The 22,231-nt window shown below is 25.7% G+C and carries 15 protein-coding genes and 1 pseudogene; 3 read left to right on the top strand and 13 right to left on the bottom strand.

From position 1 onward, the window contains the following. Window positions 1-525 carry a DUF8052 family protein gene (locus T364_RS0101870; RefSeq protein ID WP_027128061.1) on the top strand — a complete coding sequence of 175 codons (525 nt, stop codon included), beginning with the start codon at window positions 1-3 and terminating at the stop codon, window positions 523-525. 22 nt (window positions 526-547) lie between these two features. Further along, entirely contained in the window at window positions 548-2,251 is a 1,704-nt protein-coding gene (locus tag T364_RS0101865) for a carbon starvation CstA family protein (protein WP_027128060.1), read from the top strand. Between the two features lie 74 nt (window positions 2,252-2,325). Here the strand turns inward: T364_RS0101865 and topA are convergent, their stop codons facing one another. The 13 genes and pseudogenes from topA to T364_RS0101800 all read right to left on the bottom strand — a co-directional run bounded on the left by topA (window position 2,326) and on the right by T364_RS0101800 (window position 21,428). Then, complete coding sequence (topA, locus tag T364_RS10310; protein WP_035945202.1) at window positions 2,326-4,635, bottom strand: type I DNA topoisomerase; 2,310 nt, start codon at window positions 4,633-4,635, stop codon at window positions 2,326-2,328. Window positions 4,636-4,665: 30 nt separating this feature from the next. Further along, the gene (dprA, locus tag T364_RS10305; protein WP_035945201.1) at window positions 4,666-5,727 is read right to left on the bottom strand and encodes a DNA-processing protein DprA; all 1,062 of its coding nucleotides are present in this window, start codon (window positions 5,725-5,727) and stop codon (window positions 4,666-4,668) included. 11 nt (window positions 5,728-5,738) lie between these two features. Beyond that, window positions 5,739-6,545, bottom strand: coding sequence for a tetratricopeptide repeat protein (locus T364_RS10935; RefSeq protein ID WP_051532603.1), 807 nt, complete (start codon window positions 6,543-6,545; stop codon window positions 5,739-5,741). Beyond that, window positions 6,545-7,747 (bottom strand): exodeoxyribonuclease VII large subunit, encoded by a 1,203-nt coding sequence (gene xseA, locus T364_RS0101845; RefSeq protein WP_081775651.1) that lies wholly within the window; start codon window positions 7,745-7,747, stop codon window positions 6,545-6,547. The genes T364_RS10935 and xseA overlap by 1 nt, the downstream gene beginning before the upstream one ends. Then, entirely contained in the window at window positions 7,747-9,732 is a 1,986-nt protein-coding gene (gene uvrB / locus T364_RS0101840) for an excinuclease ABC subunit UvrB (RefSeq protein WP_027128057.1), read from the bottom strand. The genes xseA and uvrB overlap by 1 nt, the downstream gene beginning before the upstream one ends. 458 nt (window positions 9,733-10,190) lie before the next feature. Continuing rightward, window positions 10,191-11,219 (bottom strand): annotated as a pseudogene (locus T364_RS0101835) (asparaginase); the annotation flags it as partial. 178 nt (window positions 11,220-11,397) lie between these two features. After that, complete coding sequence (locus T364_RS0101830) at window positions 11,398-13,158, bottom strand: hypothetical protein (protein ID WP_027128055.1); 1,761 nt, start codon at window positions 13,156-13,158, stop codon at window positions 11,398-11,400. Window positions 13,159-13,168: 10 nt separating this feature from the next. Next, a complete protein-coding gene (locus tag T364_RS0101825; RefSeq protein WP_027128054.1) occupies window positions 13,169-15,907 on the bottom strand; it encodes a DEAD/DEAH box helicase in 2,739 nt (912 codons plus the stop codon). A gap of 182 nt (window positions 15,908-16,089) precedes the next feature. Next, window positions 16,090-17,103, bottom strand: coding sequence for a UDP-glucose 4-epimerase GalE (gene galE, locus T364_RS0101820; protein WP_027128053.1), 1,014 nt, complete (start codon window positions 17,101-17,103; stop codon window positions 16,090-16,092). Window positions 17,104-17,203: 100 nt separating this feature from the next. Continuing rightward, on the bottom strand, window positions 17,204-18,160 hold the full coding sequence (locus tag T364_RS0101815; protein WP_027128052.1) for a YheT family hydrolase: 957 nt from the start codon (window positions 18,158-18,160) through the stop codon (window positions 17,204-17,206). Between the two features lie 11 nt (window positions 18,161-18,171). Beyond that, on the bottom strand, window positions 18,172-19,695 hold the full coding sequence (locus tag T364_RS0101810) for a YifB family Mg chelatase-like AAA ATPase (protein ID WP_027128051.1): 1,524 nt from the start codon (window positions 19,693-19,695) through the stop codon (window positions 18,172-18,174). Between the two features lie 308 nt (window positions 19,696-20,003). Next, a complete protein-coding gene (locus tag T364_RS0101805) occupies window positions 20,004-20,549 on the bottom strand; it encodes a nitroreductase family protein (RefSeq protein WP_027128050.1) in 546 nt (181 codons plus the stop codon). A 45-nt stretch (window positions 20,550-20,594) separates the two neighbouring features. Next, window positions 20,595-21,428 carry an MBL fold metallo-hydrolase gene (locus T364_RS0101800; protein WP_027128049.1) on the bottom strand — a complete coding sequence of 278 codons (834 nt, stop codon included), beginning with the start codon at window positions 21,426-21,428 and terminating at the stop codon, window positions 20,595-20,597. A gap of 174 nt (window positions 21,429-21,602) precedes the next feature. On the opposite strand from T364_RS0101800, the gene T364_RS0101795 reads away from it, so the two are divergent. Beyond that, window positions 21,603-22,229, top strand: coding sequence for a DUF1847 domain-containing protein (locus tag T364_RS0101795; RefSeq protein WP_027128048.1), 627 nt, complete (start codon window positions 21,603-21,605; stop codon window positions 22,227-22,229). The last annotated feature ends 2 nt before the right edge of the window (window positions 22,230-22,231 follow it).

Below are 22,231 nucleotides of genomic sequence, written 5' to 3'. Positions count from 1 at the left end.
ATGGAATCAAAAGAGTATTTAAATAATTTATTGGAAGTATATAAAAGTTGTTTTGATATAGAAGAAAATATAAAAATTGATGAGTATAATTTTTCAGCCTATGGATATTTTAATTCCAAGGCTGAAAAATATATATTAGTAAAAGAAGTAAATCTTTGGGAAGTTAATAATTTTGAATATATCTTTTTCTTAGAAGTTAATAAACTTAGTGAAAAAGATATAGACAATATGGAACTTTTAATAAAAAACAAGATTGAAAAAGATTATGTAAGAAAGGGAGAAAAATATCCTCCTAAAAATCATATGACAAGTTATATATCAATAGTTTTTATATCTTCAAATAAAATTTCTGAAAATATAAAAAAGAAAATAGAAAAATTTAAGTTTGAAAAGACATATTTATTTTCTATAAGAGGTTTTTTAACAACTAGATTTATAGGAATAGATTTAAAAGAAAATAAAATCTATTATAATAAACCTTCTAAAGAAATTATAAATGTATTTGAAAAAAATTTAAAAAATTGATAATAAGGAGAGGGAAATTTATATGAGTAGTTTATTAATTTTATCAGTAGCTATTATTTTATTTTTAATAGCCTATGTAACATATGGTTCATGGTTAGCAAAACAATGGGGAGTAGACCCAAAACAAGTAACACCAGCTCATACAATGGAAGATGGAGTAGATTATGTACCAGCTAAAGCTCCTATTCTTTTAGGACATCACTTTGCTTCTATTGCTGGGGCAGGACCAATAACAGGACCAATTCAAGCAGCAGTTTTTGGATGGATTCCAGTATTTTTATGGATTGTTATTGGAGGAATTTTCTTTGGAGGAGTTCAAGACTTTTCATCTATTGTTGTTTCTATAAAACATGGTGGAAAAACTTTAGGAGAAGTTATTGAAGAATATATTGGACATAAATGTAAGGTATTATTTACAACATTTGCTTGGTTAGTAATTTTATTAGTTATAGCTGCTTTTGCTGATATTGTGGCTAGTACTTTCCAAGGATATACAGTAGCAGCTGATGGAACAAAAACATATATTCAAGCTAATGGTTCAGTAGCTACAGCTTCTGTATTATTTATTCCACTAGCTATAGCTTTTGGATTCTTAGTATATAGAAAAAATGCTCCACTTGTTATTTCTTCAGTTGTTGGAGTAGCTCTTTTAATACTATGTATATATTTAGGATTAAAATTTCCTATCTATTTAAGTAAAAATTTCTGGTTAGGATTTGTATTTATCTATATTATTATTGCTTCAGTTACTCCTGTATGGATTTTATTACAACCAAGAGATTATCTAAATAGTTTCTTATTATATTTCATGATTTTAGCTGCTTTTATTGGAGTTGTATTTACAAATCCAACAATTAATTTACCAAGTTTTACAGGACTAAAAAATAGTTTTAATGGACAATTTGTATTCCCATATCTATTTATTACAGTAGCTTGTGGAGCTATTTCAGGATTCCACTCATTAATTGGTTCTGGAACAACTTCAAAACAATTAGATAATGAAAAAGACGCTAAAATGATTGGATATGGTTCTATGTTAATAGAATGTGTATTAGCTGTTATTGCTTTAATTACAGTAGGAGTTTTATTTAAAGATGGTCAAATGCCAAATGGGTCACCAGCTGTTGTATTTGCTACAGGGGTTTCAGGATTTTTTGGAGCAATGGGATTTAATGATATAGCTGTTAGAACTACATTTACAGTAATTTCTCTAGCTTTCTCAGCTTTTGCTTTAACTTCACTAGATACAGCTACAAGATTAGGAAGATTTTTATTTCAAGAGTTATTTACTTCTAAAAACCCAGAAGAAAATGTAGGAATTAAAAAATCGTTTAGTAATATGTATGTAGCTACAATCATTACAGTATTTTTAGGTGGAGTATTATGTCTTGGAGGATATAAAAATATTTGGCCTATATTTGGAGCATGTAATCAATTAGTTGCTGTACCATGTTTCTTAGGAGTATCTGTATGGCTTGCTAAAACAGGAAAAAATAATAAGATGTTATTTATTCCTATGATATTTATGATTTGTGCTACTATGAGTTCTTTATTAATTTCATTTAAAACTAATATAGTATTATTAATTTCAGGTCAAGGAAAACTAGCAGTACATGGATTACAATCAGTTGTAATTTTCTTTATCTTTATTCTTGCTTTTATGTTAGTTGTAGAAGGAACAAAAGTTTTAATTGACCTTAAAAAAAATACTAATTCAACTAAGTAGTTGATTTCAGTATAAATCCTTTGTAATGTTAAAATAGCAAAAGCCACTCGAAAGGGTGGCTTTTGCTATAATAATTATTTTTTCTTTTTAGTAGTTTTCTTTTCTTTTTTTTCTATAATATTTCCATCTTTATCTAAAGTTTTAATATTTTTACATTCTGGATATCCTGTACAAGCAAGATATCTACCAAATCTACCTTTACCAATTCTAAATGGTCGACCACATTTTTCACAAACTCCAGCTTTATCAAGAATGTTTTTTTCTTCAGATTTTATTACTTGTAATCTCTCATTTAATTTCACAATACCATCTTCAATTAAAACTTGATTTTGCATTAAAGCCTTTTTTATTTCACTAGGAAGAGTAACTCTAATATTATCATTAGTATAATTTTCACTTTCTAAATAACTTCCATAAGGCCCAACTTTAAGTAATAATCTAGTTCCATCATTACTAAAAACATCTGTTAACTTTCCTTTTTTTTCATCTAATTTTGCTTCTAAGATATCTTTTACAAATATTTTTCCTTTTTGTATATCTTCCATAGGAATATCTATTCCACGAAGAGAGATATTTTGTTTACATCCTTCTTCATTACAAGCAAGATATCTACCAAATCTACCATTTTTCATTATCATATATCCTTTACCACAAGGACATATAACATCTGATACAATAATTTTATTTTCATCTTCATCTATAATTTTTTTATATTTTTCAATATTTTTAGAAAGTTCAGAATAAAATTTTTCAAGAACTTCTTGCCAATGTTCTTTTCCCTCTGCAATATCATCAAGTTTATTTTCCATATCAGCAGTAAACTTAACATTCATAAAAGTTTTAAAATTTTCATTAAGAACATGTTTAACTTGATATCCTAATTCTGTAGGAACAAAACTTTTTCCTTTAAGAGTAACATATTCTCTATCTTTTAAAGTATTGATAATAGTAGCATAAGTAGATGGTCTACCAATTCCATCTGACTCTAGTTTTTTAATAAGAGATGATTCTGTTAACCTTGCAGGTGGTTTTGTAAAATCTTCTTTTATATTTAATTTTAAAAGTTTTAATAATTCGTCTTTTTTTATATTTGGAAAATCACCTAATGGAATATCTTCTTCATCTTTAAAAACTTTGTAATATCCATCAAATAAGATTTTGTTTAAAATTCCTCTAAATTGAATATTATCTTTTGAACAAATAAGTTCAAATTGTTCATATTTCATAGGAGCTAATTGAGAAATTAAAAACCTTTCCCAAATAAGCTTATATAACTTTAGTTGGTCTTTATCTAAAAATTTAGCTAAATAATCAGGAGTATATTCTATAGTTGTAGGTCTAATTCCCTCATGAGCATCTTGAATATTCTCTTGTTTTTTAGTAGATTTTTTAATTTCTCCACCAACATATTCTTTTCCAAAATTTTCAAGAATATAATCTTTTGCCATTTTAGAAGCTTCCTCTGAAATTCTTATGGAATCAGTTCTCATATATGTAATAAGTCCTTTATGAGTTCCATTTATACTAACACCCTCATATAGTCCTTGAGCTATCTTCATAGTTTTTGTAGCTGAAAATCCTAAGTATGAAGATGAAAGTTGTTGAAGTGTACTTGTTTTTAAAGGAACAGGTGGATTTTTAGTTTTTTTAGTAACTTTAGCACTTTCTACTAAGAATTCTTCTCCTTTAAAAGACTTTATTTTTTCAACTATTTTTTCATCTTTCAATTTATCTATTTTTTTATTATTAATTTTATAAAGAGATAAATTAATTTTGTTTTCAAACTCTCCATTTATATCCCAGAATTTTTCAGGAACAAAAGCCTTTATGCTGTCTTCTAATTCACAAATTAATTTTAAAGCTACTGATTGAACACGACCAGCACTTGTATTAGATGAAACAGTTTTCCATAAAAGTGGACTAACTTCATAACCAACAAGCCTATCTAAAATTCTTCTAGCTTGTTGAGCATTAACTTTATTTATATCAATTTTTTTAGGATGTTTTATAGCTTCTTTTATGGCTGAAGCCGTAATCTCATTAAATTCTATTCTATTATTTTCATTTTCATCTAGTTTTAAAGTGTAAGCAATATGCCAAGCTATAGCTTCTCCTTCTCTATCAGGGTCAGAAGCAAGATAAATTTTATCAGATTTTTTAGCTAAAGCTTTTAAATTTTTTGTAACTTCTCCTTTTCCTCTTATAGTTGAATAATTTGGAGTGAAACCATTTTCTATATCAACACCAAGAGAACTTTTAGGTAAATCCCTAATATGTCCAAATGAAGCTGTTACTTGGAAATTATTTCCTAATATTTTTTCAATAGTTTTAGCTTTTGCTGGTGATTCTACTATAACTAGATTTTTTTTATTATTCTTCTTCATAATATCAAACCTTTCCAAAATAAAATAAGTTTATTTTATTTTTCTAATATATTTTCCTCCACTAATACTTAGAATGTATCCATTTATTTCCATTTCCATTAATATAGCTAATAGAATTTTAGCTTTTATTCCTGTAATTATTATTAATTCATCTAGTGATTTTTCCTTTTCTAAAATATTGTATATTTTAAGTTCATCTTCTGATAAATTTAGATTTATTTTATTAGATTCCTTTATAGGCCAATTAAATTCTTTTAGTATATCTTCACTAGATGTAATAAGTTTAGCTTCAGAATTTTTTATTAAATTATTTGTTCCTGTAGAAACAGGTGAATAAATATCTCCAGGTATAGCAAAGACATCTCTACCTTCTTCTAAAGCTAATGAAGCTGTTATAAGGCTTCCTCCTTTTTCTTTACTTTCTACTACAACTATTCCTTTAGATAAACCTACAATTATTCTGTTTCTCATTGGAAAATTATATGATAAAGGTTCAGTACCTAAAGGAAATTCAGATATTAAAAGTCCTTTTTCTCCAATTTCTTCCCAATATCTTTTATTTTCTCTAGGATAAATTATATCTAATCCAGAACCAACAACTGCAATAGTTTTTCCATTATTTTCAAGAGTGGTTTTATGAGAGATTGCATCAATTCCTAATGCCAATCCACTTACAATAGTAACTTGAGATTTTACTAAATCAGTTGTTATTTTTTCACAAACTCTTTTTCCATAAGTAGTTGGTCGTCTAGTCCCTACAATTCCAATAGTTTTTTCATTTGCAATAGAAATATCCCCTTTATAATATAGGAATAAAGGTGGATGAGAAATATTTTTTAAATTTATTGGATAATTTTTATCTTTCAAAGATATAATATTTATATTCTTTTCTTTAAAAAAAGTCAATTCTTTTTCTAAATTTGTTTTTTTAGACTGATATATCAAGGAAATTGTTTCATCATCAAATTTAAAATATAATTTTAATAGTTCTTTATCTAACAAAAAAATATCATTATATTTTTCAAAATGAAGCATAAGTTTAGCTATAATACTATCTTTAAGTCCAATAATCCTTAATCTATACCATTCCATATTTTCACCTATTATTTACCATGAGATTTTATTAAAAGTTCATTTATAATTTTTGAATTAGGATATAATATCTTTCCATCATTTAAAACAAATCTAGCATTAGAATAATCTTTTTTCAAAATATAAAGATTTCCTAAAGCAGCATAAGCTTCTTCTGTATTTCTCATTTTTTTGTATTTTAATAAATCAGCTAAAGCTTCTCTATATTTTTCTTGATTTCTATAGCATAGCCCTCTTTCAAGATAAGGTTCAGCTAAGTTTGGATTCATATCAATGACCTCACTATAATATAAAATAGCTGTATCATAATCACCTAAGAATCTATTTGTAACAGCAGCTCCAAAAAGATTTTCGATACTATTTATATTTTTACTAAAAACTTGTCTTGCTTTTTCATATCTTCCATGAGTAAAATAATAATTTCCTAATTTATATACTTCTTTAGAATCATTACTGATAGACTCAAGATGATAACGAAAAGCTTCTTCATAATATTCAAGCATAGCAGCAGCTTTTTCTCTAACTCTTTCTCTATTTACTAACTCTTCGATAGTAGCAATATCAGCTGGTCTTGGGTCATCCTTATCTTTTTTTCTTATAGGAATTCTAAATGTTGTAAGTTTATTTCCATTTTCTTTATTTCGATACTTAAGTTCAAGAGCAATTTTAACATTTTCTTCTTTTTTATCTTTTAATGAATTATTATTCTCTATATTAACTTTTCCATTTAAAAGATTTGAAGAGTTTGGATAAAGAGTATTAGCAAAAGTATTAATTGTTAAAATACAAATTAATAAAATTTTATAAAAATATTTCATTATTTTTTTATCTCCTTTACAGTAGCTTTTAAGCTACCATCATATAATTTTATAAAAAGTTCATCATCTTTTTCTATTTCTTTAGATGACTTTATTATTTTATCATTAGATTTGACTATAGAAAAACCTCTTGCAAGAATATTTAAAGGATTTAATGCTATAAGTTTTTCAATTTGTAATTTTAAATTTTGATTTTTTCTTTCTAAAATTAATTTTAAATTTTTTTCTAAAAATAATTCTCTTTCAAATAAATCTTCTTTAGCCTTTTCAATTTTTTTATTAAAGTTTTTAAAAATATATGATTGACTTTTATTTTCTAAAATTAATTTTGATTTTTTTATTTTTTCATTTATAAGAGTTGTAAGATATCTTTTATCATCATCAAGTAATGATAAAATTTCTTTTTTTACAGGAACAGAGATTTCTATACTTTGAGTAGGAGTTGCTGCTCTAACATCAGCTACTAAATCAGTTAAAAGAAAATCTGTTTCATGACCTACAGCAGATATAATAGGTTTCTTACAGTTAAAAAAGGCAAGAGCAACTTTTTCTTCATTAAAAGACCATAAATCTTCGATACTTCCTCCACCTCTTCCAGCTATTATTAAATCTATTTCTGGAATTTTATCAAGAGTTTCAATCCCTTTTATAATCTCCTCAACAGAACCCTCTCCTTGAACTTTGGCTGGATACACATAGATATTTATATTATCCATTCTTTTTCTAGCTGTAGTTATTATATCATAAAGTCCAGCTCCAATAGAAGATGTAACTATTCCTATTGTAGTAGGATATTTTGGAAGAGGTTTTTTATTAAGTGGAGAAAAATATCCCTCTTCTTCCATTCTTAATTTTAATTCCTCTAATTTTTGATATAGTTCACCTATAGAATTTTCTTTTTCAATATGCCGAACAAGTATTTGAAAATCTCCACGAACTTCATAAAATCCAACATCTCCAAAAAGTGTAACATTATCTCCCTCTTTTAAATCTTCTGGAATTCTTTTTAATTTATAATTAAATGCTACACATTTTATTTGAGATTTTCTATCCTTTAAAGTGAAATATAGATGTCCACTTTTATAATAAGTTATACCTGATAACTCACCTTTTAGAAAAAAATTATGAAATTCAGGAATTTCATCTACATATTCTTTTACTATTTTATTAAATTCAGAAACATTGTAGATTCTATCTTTCATTATAACTCCAATAATATATTTTTTAATCTATTCATTTCATCTCTTTTTATTATAGCAGTTTCAAAATCAAGCTCTTCAGAACATTTTTTTATTTCTTTTAATAATTTTTCAATCTCTTTTTCAATCTCATCTTTACTAGAGAATTTTTTAATTGGAGATTTTTTAGAAGTTTCTTCAGTATCTAGTCCATAATCAAGATTTAAAATTTCTTCAGAAACCTCTCTAATTATAGATTTTGGGTCTATATTATTAAATACATTATATTCATGTTGTATTTTTCTTCTTCTTTCAGTTTCCTCTATAGCTTGAGCCATAGATTTTGTTATAACATCTCCATAAAGAATAGCTTTTCCATTTAAATTTCTAGCAGCTCTTCCAATGGTTTGGATAAGAGAACGACGGCTTCTCAAAAATCCCTCTTTATCAGCTTCAAGAATAGCTACAAGAGAAACTTCTGGGATATCTAATCCCTCTCTTAAAAGATTTATTCCAACTATAACATCAATAGTTCCATATCTTAATTCACGAATTATTTCAATTCTTTCAAGAGTATCAATATCTGAGTGCATATATTTCACTTTTACACCTAAAGTGGAATAATATTCAGTAAGCTCCTCAGCCATTTTTTTAGTAAGAGTTGTAACTAAAACTCTCTCTTTTTTCTTTACTCTTTCTCTTATTTCATTCAATAAATCATCAACTTGATTTTCAGTTTTTCTTATTTCAATTTCAGGGTCAAGAAGTCCCGTAGGTCTAATAAGTTGTTCTGCAATATTTCCTTTAGACTCTTTTATTTCAAAATCTCCAGGAGTTGCTGAAATAAAAACTGTCTGATTTGAAATATCTCTAAACTCTTGAAATTTTAAAGGTCTGTTATCAAGAGCAGCTTTTAATCTAAATCCATTTTCTACAAGAGATTCCTTTCTAGCTCTATCTCCATTGTACATTCCACCAATTTGTGGAACGCCTATATGAGATTCATCTATAAATATTAAAAAATCTTTTGGAAAATAATCGATTAGAGTATCTGGTCTTTCTCCAGGTTTTTTACCACTTAAATATCTTGAATAGTTTTCAATCCCTTTACAATGTCCAATCTCTTGTATCATCTCTATATCATAATTAGTTCTTTGCTCTAGTCTTTGAGCTTCTAAAATGTTTCCTTTATCTTTAAAAGCTTGGACTTCTACATTCATATCATTTTTTATTTCTTCAATTATTTTTTCAAGTTTTTCCTCTTCTGTCAAATAATGAGTAGAGGGATATATAACAATTCTTTGGATATTCTTTTGAATTTTTTGTCCTGTCAAAGTATTTATAGTAGAAATCTCATCTAAATCATCACCAAAAAATTCTAATCTATATCCCATTTCCATATATGATGGATATATATCAATAACATCACCTTTTATTCTAAATTTTCCTCTTTCAAAAGCAATATCATTTCTTTCATATCTTAAATTTATTAATTTTTCAATTAGTTTATTTCTATCATATCCTGTTTTTAAATCAATAGGTATAGTCATTTTTTTATAAGTTTCAGGAGAACCTAATCCATAAATAGCCGATACAGAAGCTACAATTATGACATCTTTTCTATTTATAAGAGCAGCAGTAGCAGAGTTTCTAAGTCTATCTATATCATCATTTACAGATGAATCTTTTTCTATATATGTATCAGTAGATTTTATATAAGCTTCAGGTTGATAATAATCATAATAAGAAACAAAATACTCTACAGCATTTTCTGGAAAAAATTTTTTATATTCAGAATAAAGCTGAGCTGCTAAAGTTTTATTAGGAGCTAAAATAAGAGTAGGTTTTCCAACATTAGCAATAACATTGGCTACTGTAAAAGTTTTACCAGAACCTGTTACACCTAATAATACTTGGTCTTTCACTCCCTCTTTTATTCTTTTTGTTAAAGTTTCTATAGCTTGAGGTTGGTCACCTGTAGGTTTAAAATTAGAATGTAATTTAAACATAAAATCTCCTAAACAAAAAATTATATACAACTATTGTATAATATTTTATAGATAAAATAAAGTCAAAAAAATTAAATTAATTCAGAGAAAATAGAAAAACTAATATTTTCCCAATTTATTTTCATATTACTTTCCATAGAAATTTTAACAGATTTACTGCTATCTAAAATTCTTTTAACAGAATTATTAAAAATAATATGAGCACTTTTTTGTGTAACATCTATTTTTTTCTTTATTTTACTGCTTGATTCGATAAAGTTATCGTTGTAATCATCTAGACTTTCCATAGACATTGTTATTTCTAAATCTTTATCATTAAATTCTCTTTCAGTAATTTTATTTATACGTACAACAGCTCTTACTAAGTATTCTTTTTTTAATTTTTTAGGGACAACGATTTCCATAGAGAAATTATCAGTAAATTCTTTATCATTTTCTATAACAAAATCATATTGACTCAAAGTTTGCTCTCCACTAATATCAACTTGCATTTTTCTTTTTACTTGTTTAATATCTTTATAAGCTCCTAATAAATACATAAGTTTTGTTACAGCAGCTTCTGGAGTTAAATCAGCTCCACTTATAACACCGACATCTGTAAGTTTGGCACTAGCTTCATATAATCCCATTTTAACAAAACCTTTTGTACATTGAGTAATATCAATAATAACAATATTTTTAGAAGAGATATATTCTAATATTTCAAGAAATTCTTTATTAGTTGGAGCATTACCATTTCCAAAAGTTTTTAGAATAACTCCTTTTATATCACAATTATCATCAAAGATTTTTTTCAAATAATTAAAGTTAAGTCCTGGGAAAAGTTCTAATACAATAACTTGATTAGATATTCTTTTATCCACATAAAATTTATCATGGCTAGGTTTTAAGATTCTATCTTTTATTATTTTTATATCTCCACCAACTTCTCCAATAGCTGGATAATTAGGAGATGAGAAACCAAAATAATTTGTAGCATCTATTTTTCTTGCTCTATTTCCTCTAAGTAAAGTATCTCTAAAGAATATAGCAACTTCTGGTACAAGTCTAACTCCATAAATTTCATTTCCAGCTATTTGAATAGCTGTTATAAGATTTTGTAAAGCATCACTTCTTGGAAATTGAAGAGGGACTTGTGAACCTGTAAGTATTATTGGTTTAGAAAGATTTTTAAACATAAAAGAAAGGGCAGAAGCTGTGAAAGCCATTGTATCTGTTCCATGTAAAATTACAAATCCTCTATAATTATCATATTCTTTTTCTATGAGTTCACCTATTTTTATCCAAACTTCTGGAGACATATCAGAAGAATCTATTAAAGGATTAAATTGATAATAATCTGTTGGAAATTTTTTTAAAATAGGATGTTCTTTAGCTATTTCATTCCAATCATTTGCTGGTCTTAATGGGCTAGTTGGGTCTTTAGGGTCATTATGAACCATTCCAATTGTTCCACCTGTATTTATTATTAATACTTTTTCTAGCATTTGTACCTCCAAAAAATATTTTTCAATAAAATTATATCATAAAAAATTCTAAGAATAAATAAAATAAAAAGTAATATTTTTGATAATATACAAATAAAAAAGACTATTGCAAATTCTTTTTTATAAAATGCAATAGTCTTATTTATTATAAGAATAAAAATTCAAAAGCCATTATTTTTTATGATAAATAATATCCATTACTATTCAAAATTTCTTGGAATTTATTAATATTTTCATTTTTTATTATAATATGGAAATTTTCAGCTTTTAAGATAATTTTAGATAATTCTTTATTTGAAGAAATAAAGCTAATTAATTCTTTATCTTGTTTAAGTTGTAGTACACTATAATCTTCTAGTAATTTTACAGATGACATTCTTTCTTTAACTCCTTTAAAAAAGTCTTCCCAGATTTCTCCAGGATTTTCAGCAATTTTTTTTCTAAATTCATTGATTTTTTCTTCAGCTTCTTTTTTATTAGAAACTTTCTTTAAGAAACTTTCATATGAAATTTTATATTTGTTTTGAGCTATTTTAGTACCAATACTTTCTAAGAATAATGCTCTAGTAGGAGCTTCTCCAACAATACTTGCTATTAAAATATCATCTTCTAAGAATACAACTCCCTCTTCCTCTTGTTTGAATTCAAAGGAATCTCTTTTATCAAAAATAAATTCTCCTAATTTGGTAAGCTTAAAAGCTTTTATTCCATCATATTTTGATAAGTAACCATGTCTAAGGTAAAGAGAATTTTTTCCATTAGGAACAGTATAATAAATCTCTAAAACTCCAAAAGTACCTAAAATAAAAAGTATAGATTTTATAAAAGGTTCTATAATATAATCTTTATAAGCTTCATAATTTAAAAGTTTTGTTCTTTCATAATTTGCTTCATTTATATAAACTCTTTCATAAACTTCATCAATATTTAAAATTTCTATAAATTTATCATTATAAATTATATAATTTATAATATTATCTACACTAATAATTTTGTTAGGAGAAATATTTTTTAAAATATCTTTAATTGTTTGTATTCCTCTAAGAACTTCACTATTAGTTTTCTTAGGTTTTGTATATCCTTTTAGATAATTTAAATATAATCTTGGGAAGGTATAGTTATCGTCTATAATATTTTTTCCATCTAAGAAGTCTAAGATAATAGTTTTTAAATTATTTCCTTTCATATATGTAGAAGTTAAATATTCTTTTTTTAATATGTAAAAGAATAGAGCTATAGTTTCTGTCTTTAAGAAATCTAAATCATTTAAGTCAGTATAATATTCTTCAATATTACAATATTTATGCATTCCTATTTTAGAAGATTTTAATAGTTTTCCACTAGAAGAAATTTCTAACTTATTATCATTGAAAAAATTAAAATATTTTCCTAGATTTTCTATAATACTTTCTTCATTATTTCCAATCTTATATCCATCTACATTATTTATTGTATAGATAAAACACTCTTTATTTTTAGGAAGGAATTGTCTATACCATCTTACAATATCATTATCTAAATATAGAAATTCATTTTTCTTATTATCTTCTCCATATTTAAAGAAAGAATAATTTTCATTTAAATCAACAATAGATGAAAATCTTTGATTTTTCTTAAAGAATATATCTCTTTCTTCAGGAGAAATGTTATATTTTCCTTTCCAAGCAATTTCTGTAAATATTTTTTGGATATTTTTTGGTAATGTTTCAAAAATAGTTAAAAATATTTTTTCTTTTGAAAATGATTGCTCCATCAAATCTAAAAATTTTATTTTAGGACTATTTTCAGTTAAGAGAGAAACCTCAAAAAGTCCTAAATTTAAACCGATATATCCATCAGCTATCCATTTTATAAAATATGTCTTAAAAAGATTATACAACATTTCTTGTGTATAAAAATTATCTAAGGCTTTTCTAAATCTATCTTTGTTAATTCCCAATTTTTACTCCTTAACTACCTAAAATAAATTCAATATCTTCTTCACTTAAGAATTTGAAATCTGCCCCTTCATCAGATATTAAATTTTCTATAAGTAGACTTTTTGCTTTTTGTAATGTTAATATTTTTTCTTCAATAGTATCTTTTAGTATCATCTTATAAGCAAATACTGTATTATCTTGTCCAAGTCTGTAGGCTCTATCTATAGCTTGATTTTCTACTGTTTTATTCCACCAAGGGTCATAGATAAATATAGTATCTGCTGCTGTAAGGTTAAGTCCAACACCACCTGTTTTTAAAGTCATAACAAATACTTTATAACTTGGGTCTGATTGGAATTTATCAACTAAAACATGTCTATCTTTAGTATCTCCTGTCATTGATAAATATTTTATACCTCTACTCTCTAATTCGTTACATATACTATTTATAGAAGTTAAATAATTAGCAAAGATTAAAACTTTGTGGTTATTTTCAACAGCTTCAATAGCATTTTCAATAACAGCAATTTTTTTATTTGAGAAAATATTTGGATTTTTATTTTCAGGACAACTTGCAATTTGTCTTAACTCATTAAGAGCTTGTAAAATACTAAATTGACTTTTATTTATTCCTTGTGTTTTGATGTTCATATGAACTAAGTTATAATAATAACTTCTTCTCTCTTCATAGAATTTCTTTTGTTCTTTATTCATCTCGATAAATAGAGTTTTTTCAATTTTTTCTGGTAAATCTTTAAGAACTTCTTTTTTAACTCTTCTTAAAATAAATGGATAAATTCTTTTCTTTAACTCTTCCATAGCAACTTTATCATTATCTTTTTGAATTGGAAGAATATAATATCTGTTGAAATTATCCAAAGAACCAAACATGGTTGGATTTAAAAATCTAAATAGGGAATAAAGTTCTAAAAGATTATTTTCTATTGGAGTACCAGAAAGAGCAAGTCTATATCTAGTATTTAAAAGCATTATAGCTTTATTAGCTTGAGAATAAATATTTTTAATATTTTGTGATTCATCAAGAATTACAAAGTCTAGCTTTATATCTTTTAAAATTTCAATATCATTTCTGATAGTTCCATAAGTAGTCAATATTACTTCATAGTTTTTAAATGTATCTAAATCTCTATTAGTTCCATAATAAATTCCTACTTTTAATTTAGGACTGAATTTATTAATTTCACTTTCCCAGTTAAAAATAAGACTTTTTGGCATTATAATCAGAGTTTTTTCACTTAATTTTTTATTATGTAGGTTAGTTATGACTGATATTGCTTGTAAAGTTTTTCCAAGTCCCATATCATCAGCTAAACAAGCACCTAAATTATTTTCTAATAAATATGATATCCAATGATATCCATATTTTTGATATTCCCTTAAAGTTGCGTTGATTTTTGGAAGATTTTTATTTAAAGAAATATTGTTGATACCTTCAAAGAAATCTCTTTGTGGATTATGTCCATCTTCAAATATTTTTTCATTTATTAAATCTTCTATTATAGGTAAATCAAAGAAAGAGATTTTTACATTATTAGAAGTAGTATTATCAAATACTCTTTCCAATTTTTCTATATATTTTTTATTGATAATAGCACTACTTCCATCACCAAGAACTATGTAAGAATCTTTTTTAAGCTTGGATAAAAGCTCCATAATACTGAATTTTTCATTACCAATTTCTACTTCTAAATTTCCTTCTAAGAAATCAATAGAACTTGATAATTTTCCAACTAATTTTGGTTTAATAAATTTAATATTATATTTTTTTAATTTATCAGAACCAACTATTCTATATTTTGAAGCTAGTTGGAATAAATCTTTTGTGATAAATTCCTTTGCAATATCTTCTTGAATAATTAAAAGATTTCCTTCATCTAAGTAATATCCAGAACGGATAGAGAAGTTTCTTTGATGTTTTAAAAGAAGTTTTATAATTTCATCTATTACAGCTTCAAAAGTTTTATAGTTAACATCACAAATAAGTAATTTTTTTTCTAAATTATTAACAAGTATAACTTTTTCTAAATCATTTTCTTTTATGAAAGAATCACTTATTGTAGAAAAGAAAGTTTCTATTTTTAAAAATAAACTATTATCTTTTGAAATTTTTTCTATAGAAAGTTGAGGTACAGCTTCTATATCTTTCTTTTCCTCTGTAGTATAATTATTATATAAAATTTCTAAATCTTTTATATAATGGTTTGCAAGAGATAGATATGCTTCAACAGAATCTTTTGGAATTTCTGTATTCATCTCTTGAATAAAGTGAATATCGTCTATAAAATTATCAAATACATAGATAATTCCTTTTCTAAAAATAAGATTTTCACTTATAACTTTAAAATCAGTATATTTTTTATTAAGCAGTAACTGTGACTTTAAAATTAAATCATTATTTTCTATTTCTTCAATTTTTAAAGTTAGAGTATTTTCTTCAAAACTCCAAAGAATTTTATTAAAATTTTCATCTACAAAAGTATCGATATTTTTTAAATTATTAATAACTTCAGCAGCATCTTCTAAATAAAGTTCTTTATTGTTAGGTTCATCTCCCCAACCAGAAAAAAAGTCATCTTGTTCAACATCTTCTAGTATGGTGATGATATTTTGTATATGTTCATTTTTTATATTATAATTAGAAAAATCTGTGATTTTATTTTTTTGATTATCAATAGCTCTTATAAAACCACCATTTTCATCTGAACACAACATAAAATATATATTTTTTTCGTCTATTAAATTATCCATGTTTTCATTCCTTTAAAAAAAATTTCCAATGGATATTATACCATATTAATTTAATTTTGACAAGGAAGGTATTTTTTTATTAATACTTTTAGAAAAAGAGTTTTTTAATTGTAAAATTTTTATATTTATAAAAAAAGACTGTTGTAAAAATTTTACAACAGTCTAAAAAATTATTTTATTAATTAGTCATTATATCCATTAGGATTATTACTTTGCCATCTCCAAGAGTCAGCACACATTCTATCTAAATCATATTTAGCTTCCCAACCAAGTTCATTTTTTGCTTTAGTAGGGTCAGCATAGCACATAGGAACATCTCCAGGTCTTCTTTCAACAATTTTATATGGAATATCGTGTCCACAAGCTTTACTAAATGCTTTAACCATGTCTAAAACACTATATCCTTTTCCTGTTCCTAAATTATAAGTTACAAGTCCAGGTTTAGTTTCTAATTTTTCTAATGCTTTAAGATGTCCATTTGCTAAGTCTACAACGTGAATATAATCTCTAACTCCTGTTCCATCATGAGTAGGATAATCATTTCCATATACACTTAAAACAGGTAATTTTCCTATAGCAACTTTTGTAATATAAGGCATTAAGTTGTTAGGAATTCCATTTGGTTCTTCTCCAATTTTTCCACTTTCATGAGCTCCAACTGGATTAAAGTATCTTAAGATTGCTACATTTAATGTAGAATCAGCCTTACAAATATCTCTTAACATATCTTCTATCATAAGTTTTGTGCTTCCATAAGGGTTTGTTGTACTTAATGGGAAATCTTCTAATATAGGACAAGTATGAGGATTTCCATAAACTGTTGCTGATGAACTAAATACAAAGTTATGAACATTAAATTCTCTCATTGTATTTAAAACTGTAAGAGTATTTACAAGATTGTTAGTGTAATACTCTAATGGTTTTGCTACAGATTCTCCGACAGCCTTGAAAGCTGCAAAGTGAATAATAGAATCTATTTTGTTTTCCATGAATACTTTTCTAAATTCATCTTTATTAAGAATATTTAATTTATAAAATTTAGGTCTTTTTCCTGTAATTTCTTCTATTCTGTCAATTACCTTTTCTGAGCTATTACTTAAATCATCTACTATAATAACTTCTTTTCCAGCTTCTAAAAGTTCAACTACTGTATGACTTCCAATATAACCTGCTCCACCTGTTACTAAAACTGCCATATTTTCACCTCACAATAAATATTTATATCATAATTATACTTTATTAAATATGTTTTTCAAAAGAATTTTACTATTTTTTTTATAACTTAATAAACTTTATTTAAAAAGATTTTTCTAAAACTTTTCTTACAAATTCGTAAGTTTTTTCTTCTAAAATATAAGGATAATCCTTAAAAGAAGCAAAACCAACATGACCACCATAAGTAGGAGTTTCTAAAGTAATATTTTTATTTTGATTAGCTTCTTCATATGGATAACATTCTTTTCCCATCATAGGGTCATCTAATGGAGTTAATATATAAGTAGGAATAGAAATATTTACAATATTTTTTTTACTACTTACTTTTGAATAATAATCTTTATAACCATTAAAACCAAAGAATCTTCCTGTGTAAGCATCATCAAACTCTTCTATTGTTTTAGATTCTCTTATTTTTTCAATATTTATAAATTTTCTCCATTCAGGGTGATTTTGATATTTTTCTTCACATTTGTTTTTTAACTTTTTTAAAAATCTTATAGAATAAATTTTATTTTCTGGTTTCTTTAATTGATTATTAGATGAAAAAAAGTCACAAGGAGGAGATACAGCAAAACCACATTTTAAATTTTTAGGATATGTTTCTGTTCCTAAATATTTAAGTACAATATTTCCACCTAAACTAAATCCACCTATTACAACAATTTCATAATCTTTTCCCTTTTCTTCAATTAAAAGTTTTAAATCATCTGTAAGTCCTCCATGATAAGCAGAGGGTTTTTGATTTTCTCCAACACAACCTCTATAATTTATAGCTATTATATCCCAACCTCTTTCAGAAAAATATTTTCCATGTCCTTGAATATATTTGCTTTTAGAACTTCCCTCTAATCCATGACAAAGTATTAAAAGCTTTTTATTATTATTTTTTACCCAGTTAATATAGAGAATATCTCCATCAAAAGTATTTATTTTTTCTCTCTCTGTATAATCTAATTTTATTTTTCTAAATAATGTTGGAAAACAAGTATTTATATGCTTGTGTTTAAAAAGCCAATTTGGTTTGTATTCTATCATTTATATTTCATCTACCTTTCATTTATTCTATATGAAATAGCCTCAAATAAATGCTCTTTTTCTATAGTTTTACTATTAGATAAATCGGCTATTGTACGAGCTACCTTTAATATTCTATCATAGGCTCTAGCTGATAAGTTAAGATTTTTTATAGCTGTTTTTAATAAATTTTTTAAATTTTCATCTAAAACTACAAATTTTTCGATATCATTTCTAGTCATATGACTATTTAATTTATCTGAATTAAATCTTTCTTTTTGAATCTCTCTAGCTTTTATAACTCTTTTTCTAATTTCTTCAGAAGTTTCCCTTGGAATGTTATCTAAAAGTTCATCTTCTGATAATCTAGTCATTTCTATTTTTAAATCTATTCTATCTAATATTGGGCCAGATAGTTTTTTCATATAATTTGAAATTTCTCTAGGTGTACAGGTACAAATTTCAGAAGGCTCTAAACTAAAGCCACATTTACAAGGGTTACAAGCAGCAATAAGAATAAAGTCTGTAGGAAATTCTACCCTATACCCAGCCCTTGTTATAGAAATTTTTTTCTCCTCTAAAGGTTCTCTTAAATTTTCAATAATATCTTTTTTAAATTCTACAACTTCATCTAAAAATAAAACTCCTTTATTTGCTAAGGTAATTTCTCCTAAAGCTGGAGTTCTTCCACCACCAATAATAGCTACTCCGCTACTTGTGTGGTGTGGAGTTCTAAAAGGTCTTTTTGTAATTATAGGATTTTCCTCTGTTAATTTTCCAGCTATACTGTAAAGTTTAGTAAGCTCTATTTTTTCTTCCTCTGTAATAGGTGGTAAAATTGACATTATTCTTTTAGCTAACATAGTTTTACCACAACCAGGAGTTCCTATCATTAAAAAATTATGTCCACCAGCAGCACAAATTTCTAAAGCTCTTTTTGCTTTTTCTTGTCCTTTTACATGAGAAAAATCTAAGTCTTCATCATATATATTTTCTATTTCTTCATTATCATTAATGTAAGTTTCTATTTTTTGAAATTCTCCTGTTGTTAAAAAATTTTCTATATCTTTTAAATTTTTTACAACTATTACATCTATTCCTTTTATTAAATTTCCCTCTTTTAAATTATCAAAAGGAATTACAATTCCCTTATATCCCAAATCTTTAGCAATAATAGCTCCATTTACAATTCCTTGAGTTCTTTTTAAATCACCACTAAGAGAAATTTCTCCCATAAAAAGATAGTTTTCTAAGATATATTCTTTATAGCTAAAAGTTTTTTGTCCACAGAGAATTCCAACAGTTATAGGTAAATCAAAATGAGTTCCTACTTTTTTTATATTTGCTGGAGTAAGATTAACTGTAATTCTTTTAGGCTCTAATTTATAGCCACTATTTCTTATACCAGCTTTTATTCTCTCTTTACTTTCATTTATAGTAGTATCCCCAAGTCCTACTATATTAAAAGTTGGTAGTCCATTAGAGATATCAACTTCAACCTCTGTTAAAAAGGAATCTATTCCAAAATAACCTAAACTTTTGATTTTTACTATCATAATATTTTTCTCCTAATTAATATTATTATACCTGTTTTTCATTAATTATATTCCTTGGATATTATATTTTCAATAGATTTTTATAAAAAATTTTTATTAACATAAAAAATTATGAAATATCATAAATAAAAGAATTTATGGAAAATATCTATAATAAAAAAAATAGAGTATATTAAAAGTAATATCTTGTACTATTGTTTTATACATTAAAATACCATAAAATGAGGTAGAAAAAATTTGACAATAAAAAAAGCTAAGTAAAACATTTTTTGGAAATGTTACTCAGCTTTTTATAATTAATTTTTATTTTACCATTTATTATATGATAAAATTTCATCTAAATTTTTTCTTATTTTCTTTCTTGGACCATCATTTGTAGCAGGATATCCAACTGTAATTACAAGACGAACTATTTTATCTTCAGGAATTCCTAGAGATTTTTTTATTTTTTCTTGATTAATAGTTCCAATCATACAAGTACCAAGACCAAGAGCAGTAGCCTCATAACAGATAGCCATAGCAGCCATACCGATATCCATTTGAGCAAAATGTTGTGAACCATAATGTTCAGCTACACCAGGCATTAATTTTGCTTTTTCTTCACAAATAACTATAAAAGCTGGAACTTTATCTCCCCAAGGGCAACCTGTAAGTCCATTGTCATCAAAAGCTTCCACAACTTTATCGTGAGCTTCTTTTTCATCAACTATGATGAAATGCCAAGGTTGAGAGTTACAACCACTAGGACTAAAACGGGCAACTTCAACTAATTCAGTTAAAAGCTCTCTAGGAACTTTTGTGTCTTTGTACACACGACAACTTTCACGTAAATTTTGTAAATTTTTAAAATCCATATTCTCACCTCACTAAAAGGGATTAACCCCAGATTTAATAAAAAATTATACTTTATATTTTTCTTTTATAGAATAAAGTAAATAAAGTCTACCTAAAGTTTCAACATCTTTTCTATAGATTAAAGCTTTTTCTCCATTTCTTCTATGAGTGAAAACTTTACTTTTTTCAGGGTCTCTTTCTTTGATTAAGTTTTGTAATTCTGTTACAAGAGATGGAGGAAGTAAATTTTCTACATGAGCTGATAAAAATCCTTTTATTGAATATTTTTTTAATACTTCTAAATTTTCAATATATTGTTCAGGGGAAATTCCATTGTTATAATATATCCATATAGAAGTAGAAACTGCATCACCAGAAAATACAATTCCTGTTTCATAGTCAAGTATAACCATATGTCCAAGAGTATGCCCTGGAACTTCAATAACCTCTAATTTTCTATTTCCTAAATCTATAATTTGATTATTTTCTAAAGGAATAAAAGTTTTTGTAGTTGTTTTTAAAAATTTTTCTTCATTAAAGTCATCTGCCCACATTACCAAGCCTCTTTCTTTATAAAGCTCTTTGTAGGTATCAATCATCATCTTTTTTTCTTTTTCATACTTATAGTATAAAGGAATATCCTTAGGATTAATGTGGATTTCATCAAAAAGATAATTTCCTCCTGTATGGTCCATATGTCCATGAGTATTAATAACCATTAAAGGAAGAGAAGTTATTTTTTTCACTTCCTCTTTTAAATTTTCAAATCCATGTCCTGTATCTATAAGAAGAGCTTTCTCCTCTCCAATAATTAGAGTAGAAAAAATATCTCCTGGTTCATAAATCCTATAGATATTTTTAAATGGATTAGATACTTTGTAATAATTTTCTTTTTTCATTTTTGCCTTTCTATTTTCTGATTAGTAATTTTCTTCAATAATAATATTTTACTATATAAAACTACTAAATACAATTTTTTTAATTGCTGACTAATAAGTTAAATACTAAAAAGAAAAAAGGAAAACAGAAGATTCTAAAGAATAACAGTTATAAAAAGTTTTAGGAGGAAAATTATGTATACTTGTGATTTATGTGAAAAACATAGTTGTACAAAAGGAGAGGTAGAATTATTACCAACAAATTGTCCTTGTAGAGAATTAGAAAAATTAGAAGAAATAAAATCTTTATATAAAGATGAAGAATTGGAGATAGCTTATAATTCAGCCTTAGTTGAAGCAGAAGGATATTGTCAATTAACTAGAGTTCAAGAGATAATAGATTTTGCCAAAAGAATGAATTATAAAAAAATAGGTTTAGCTTTTTGTTTAGGTCTTTCAAAAGAAGCTAAAACATTTGGGAAAATTTTAAGATACCATGGATTTCAAGTAAACTCTGTAATATGTAAAAGTGGTGGAGTAAGTAAAAAATTTATAGGAATAGAAAGAGAAAAACAAGTAAGACCATATTGTGAATTTGAGGCTATGTGTAATCCTATTGGACAAGCAGAATTTTTAAATTCTCAAAAAACAGATTTTAATATATTATTAGGTTTATGTGTTGGGCATGATACACTTTTTATAAAACATTCAGATGCTCCAATAACAGTTTTTGCTGTTAAAGATAGAGTTCTAGGTCATAATCCTTTAGCAGCTATCTATATGGCAGAGGGATATTATAATAAAAAACTTTTTAATAAATAAAA

Origin of the sequence: Fusobacterium perfoetens ATCC 29250 (genome assembly GCF_000622245.1) — a bacterium.
In the GTDB taxonomy this organism is placed as follows: Bacteria; Fusobacteriota; Fusobacteriia; order Fusobacteriales; family Fusobacteriaceae; genus Fusobacterium_B; species Fusobacterium_B perfoetens.
The sequence above is the reverse complement of the archived record's forward strand: the minus strand, read 5'-3'. Positions and strand labels throughout refer to the sequence as shown.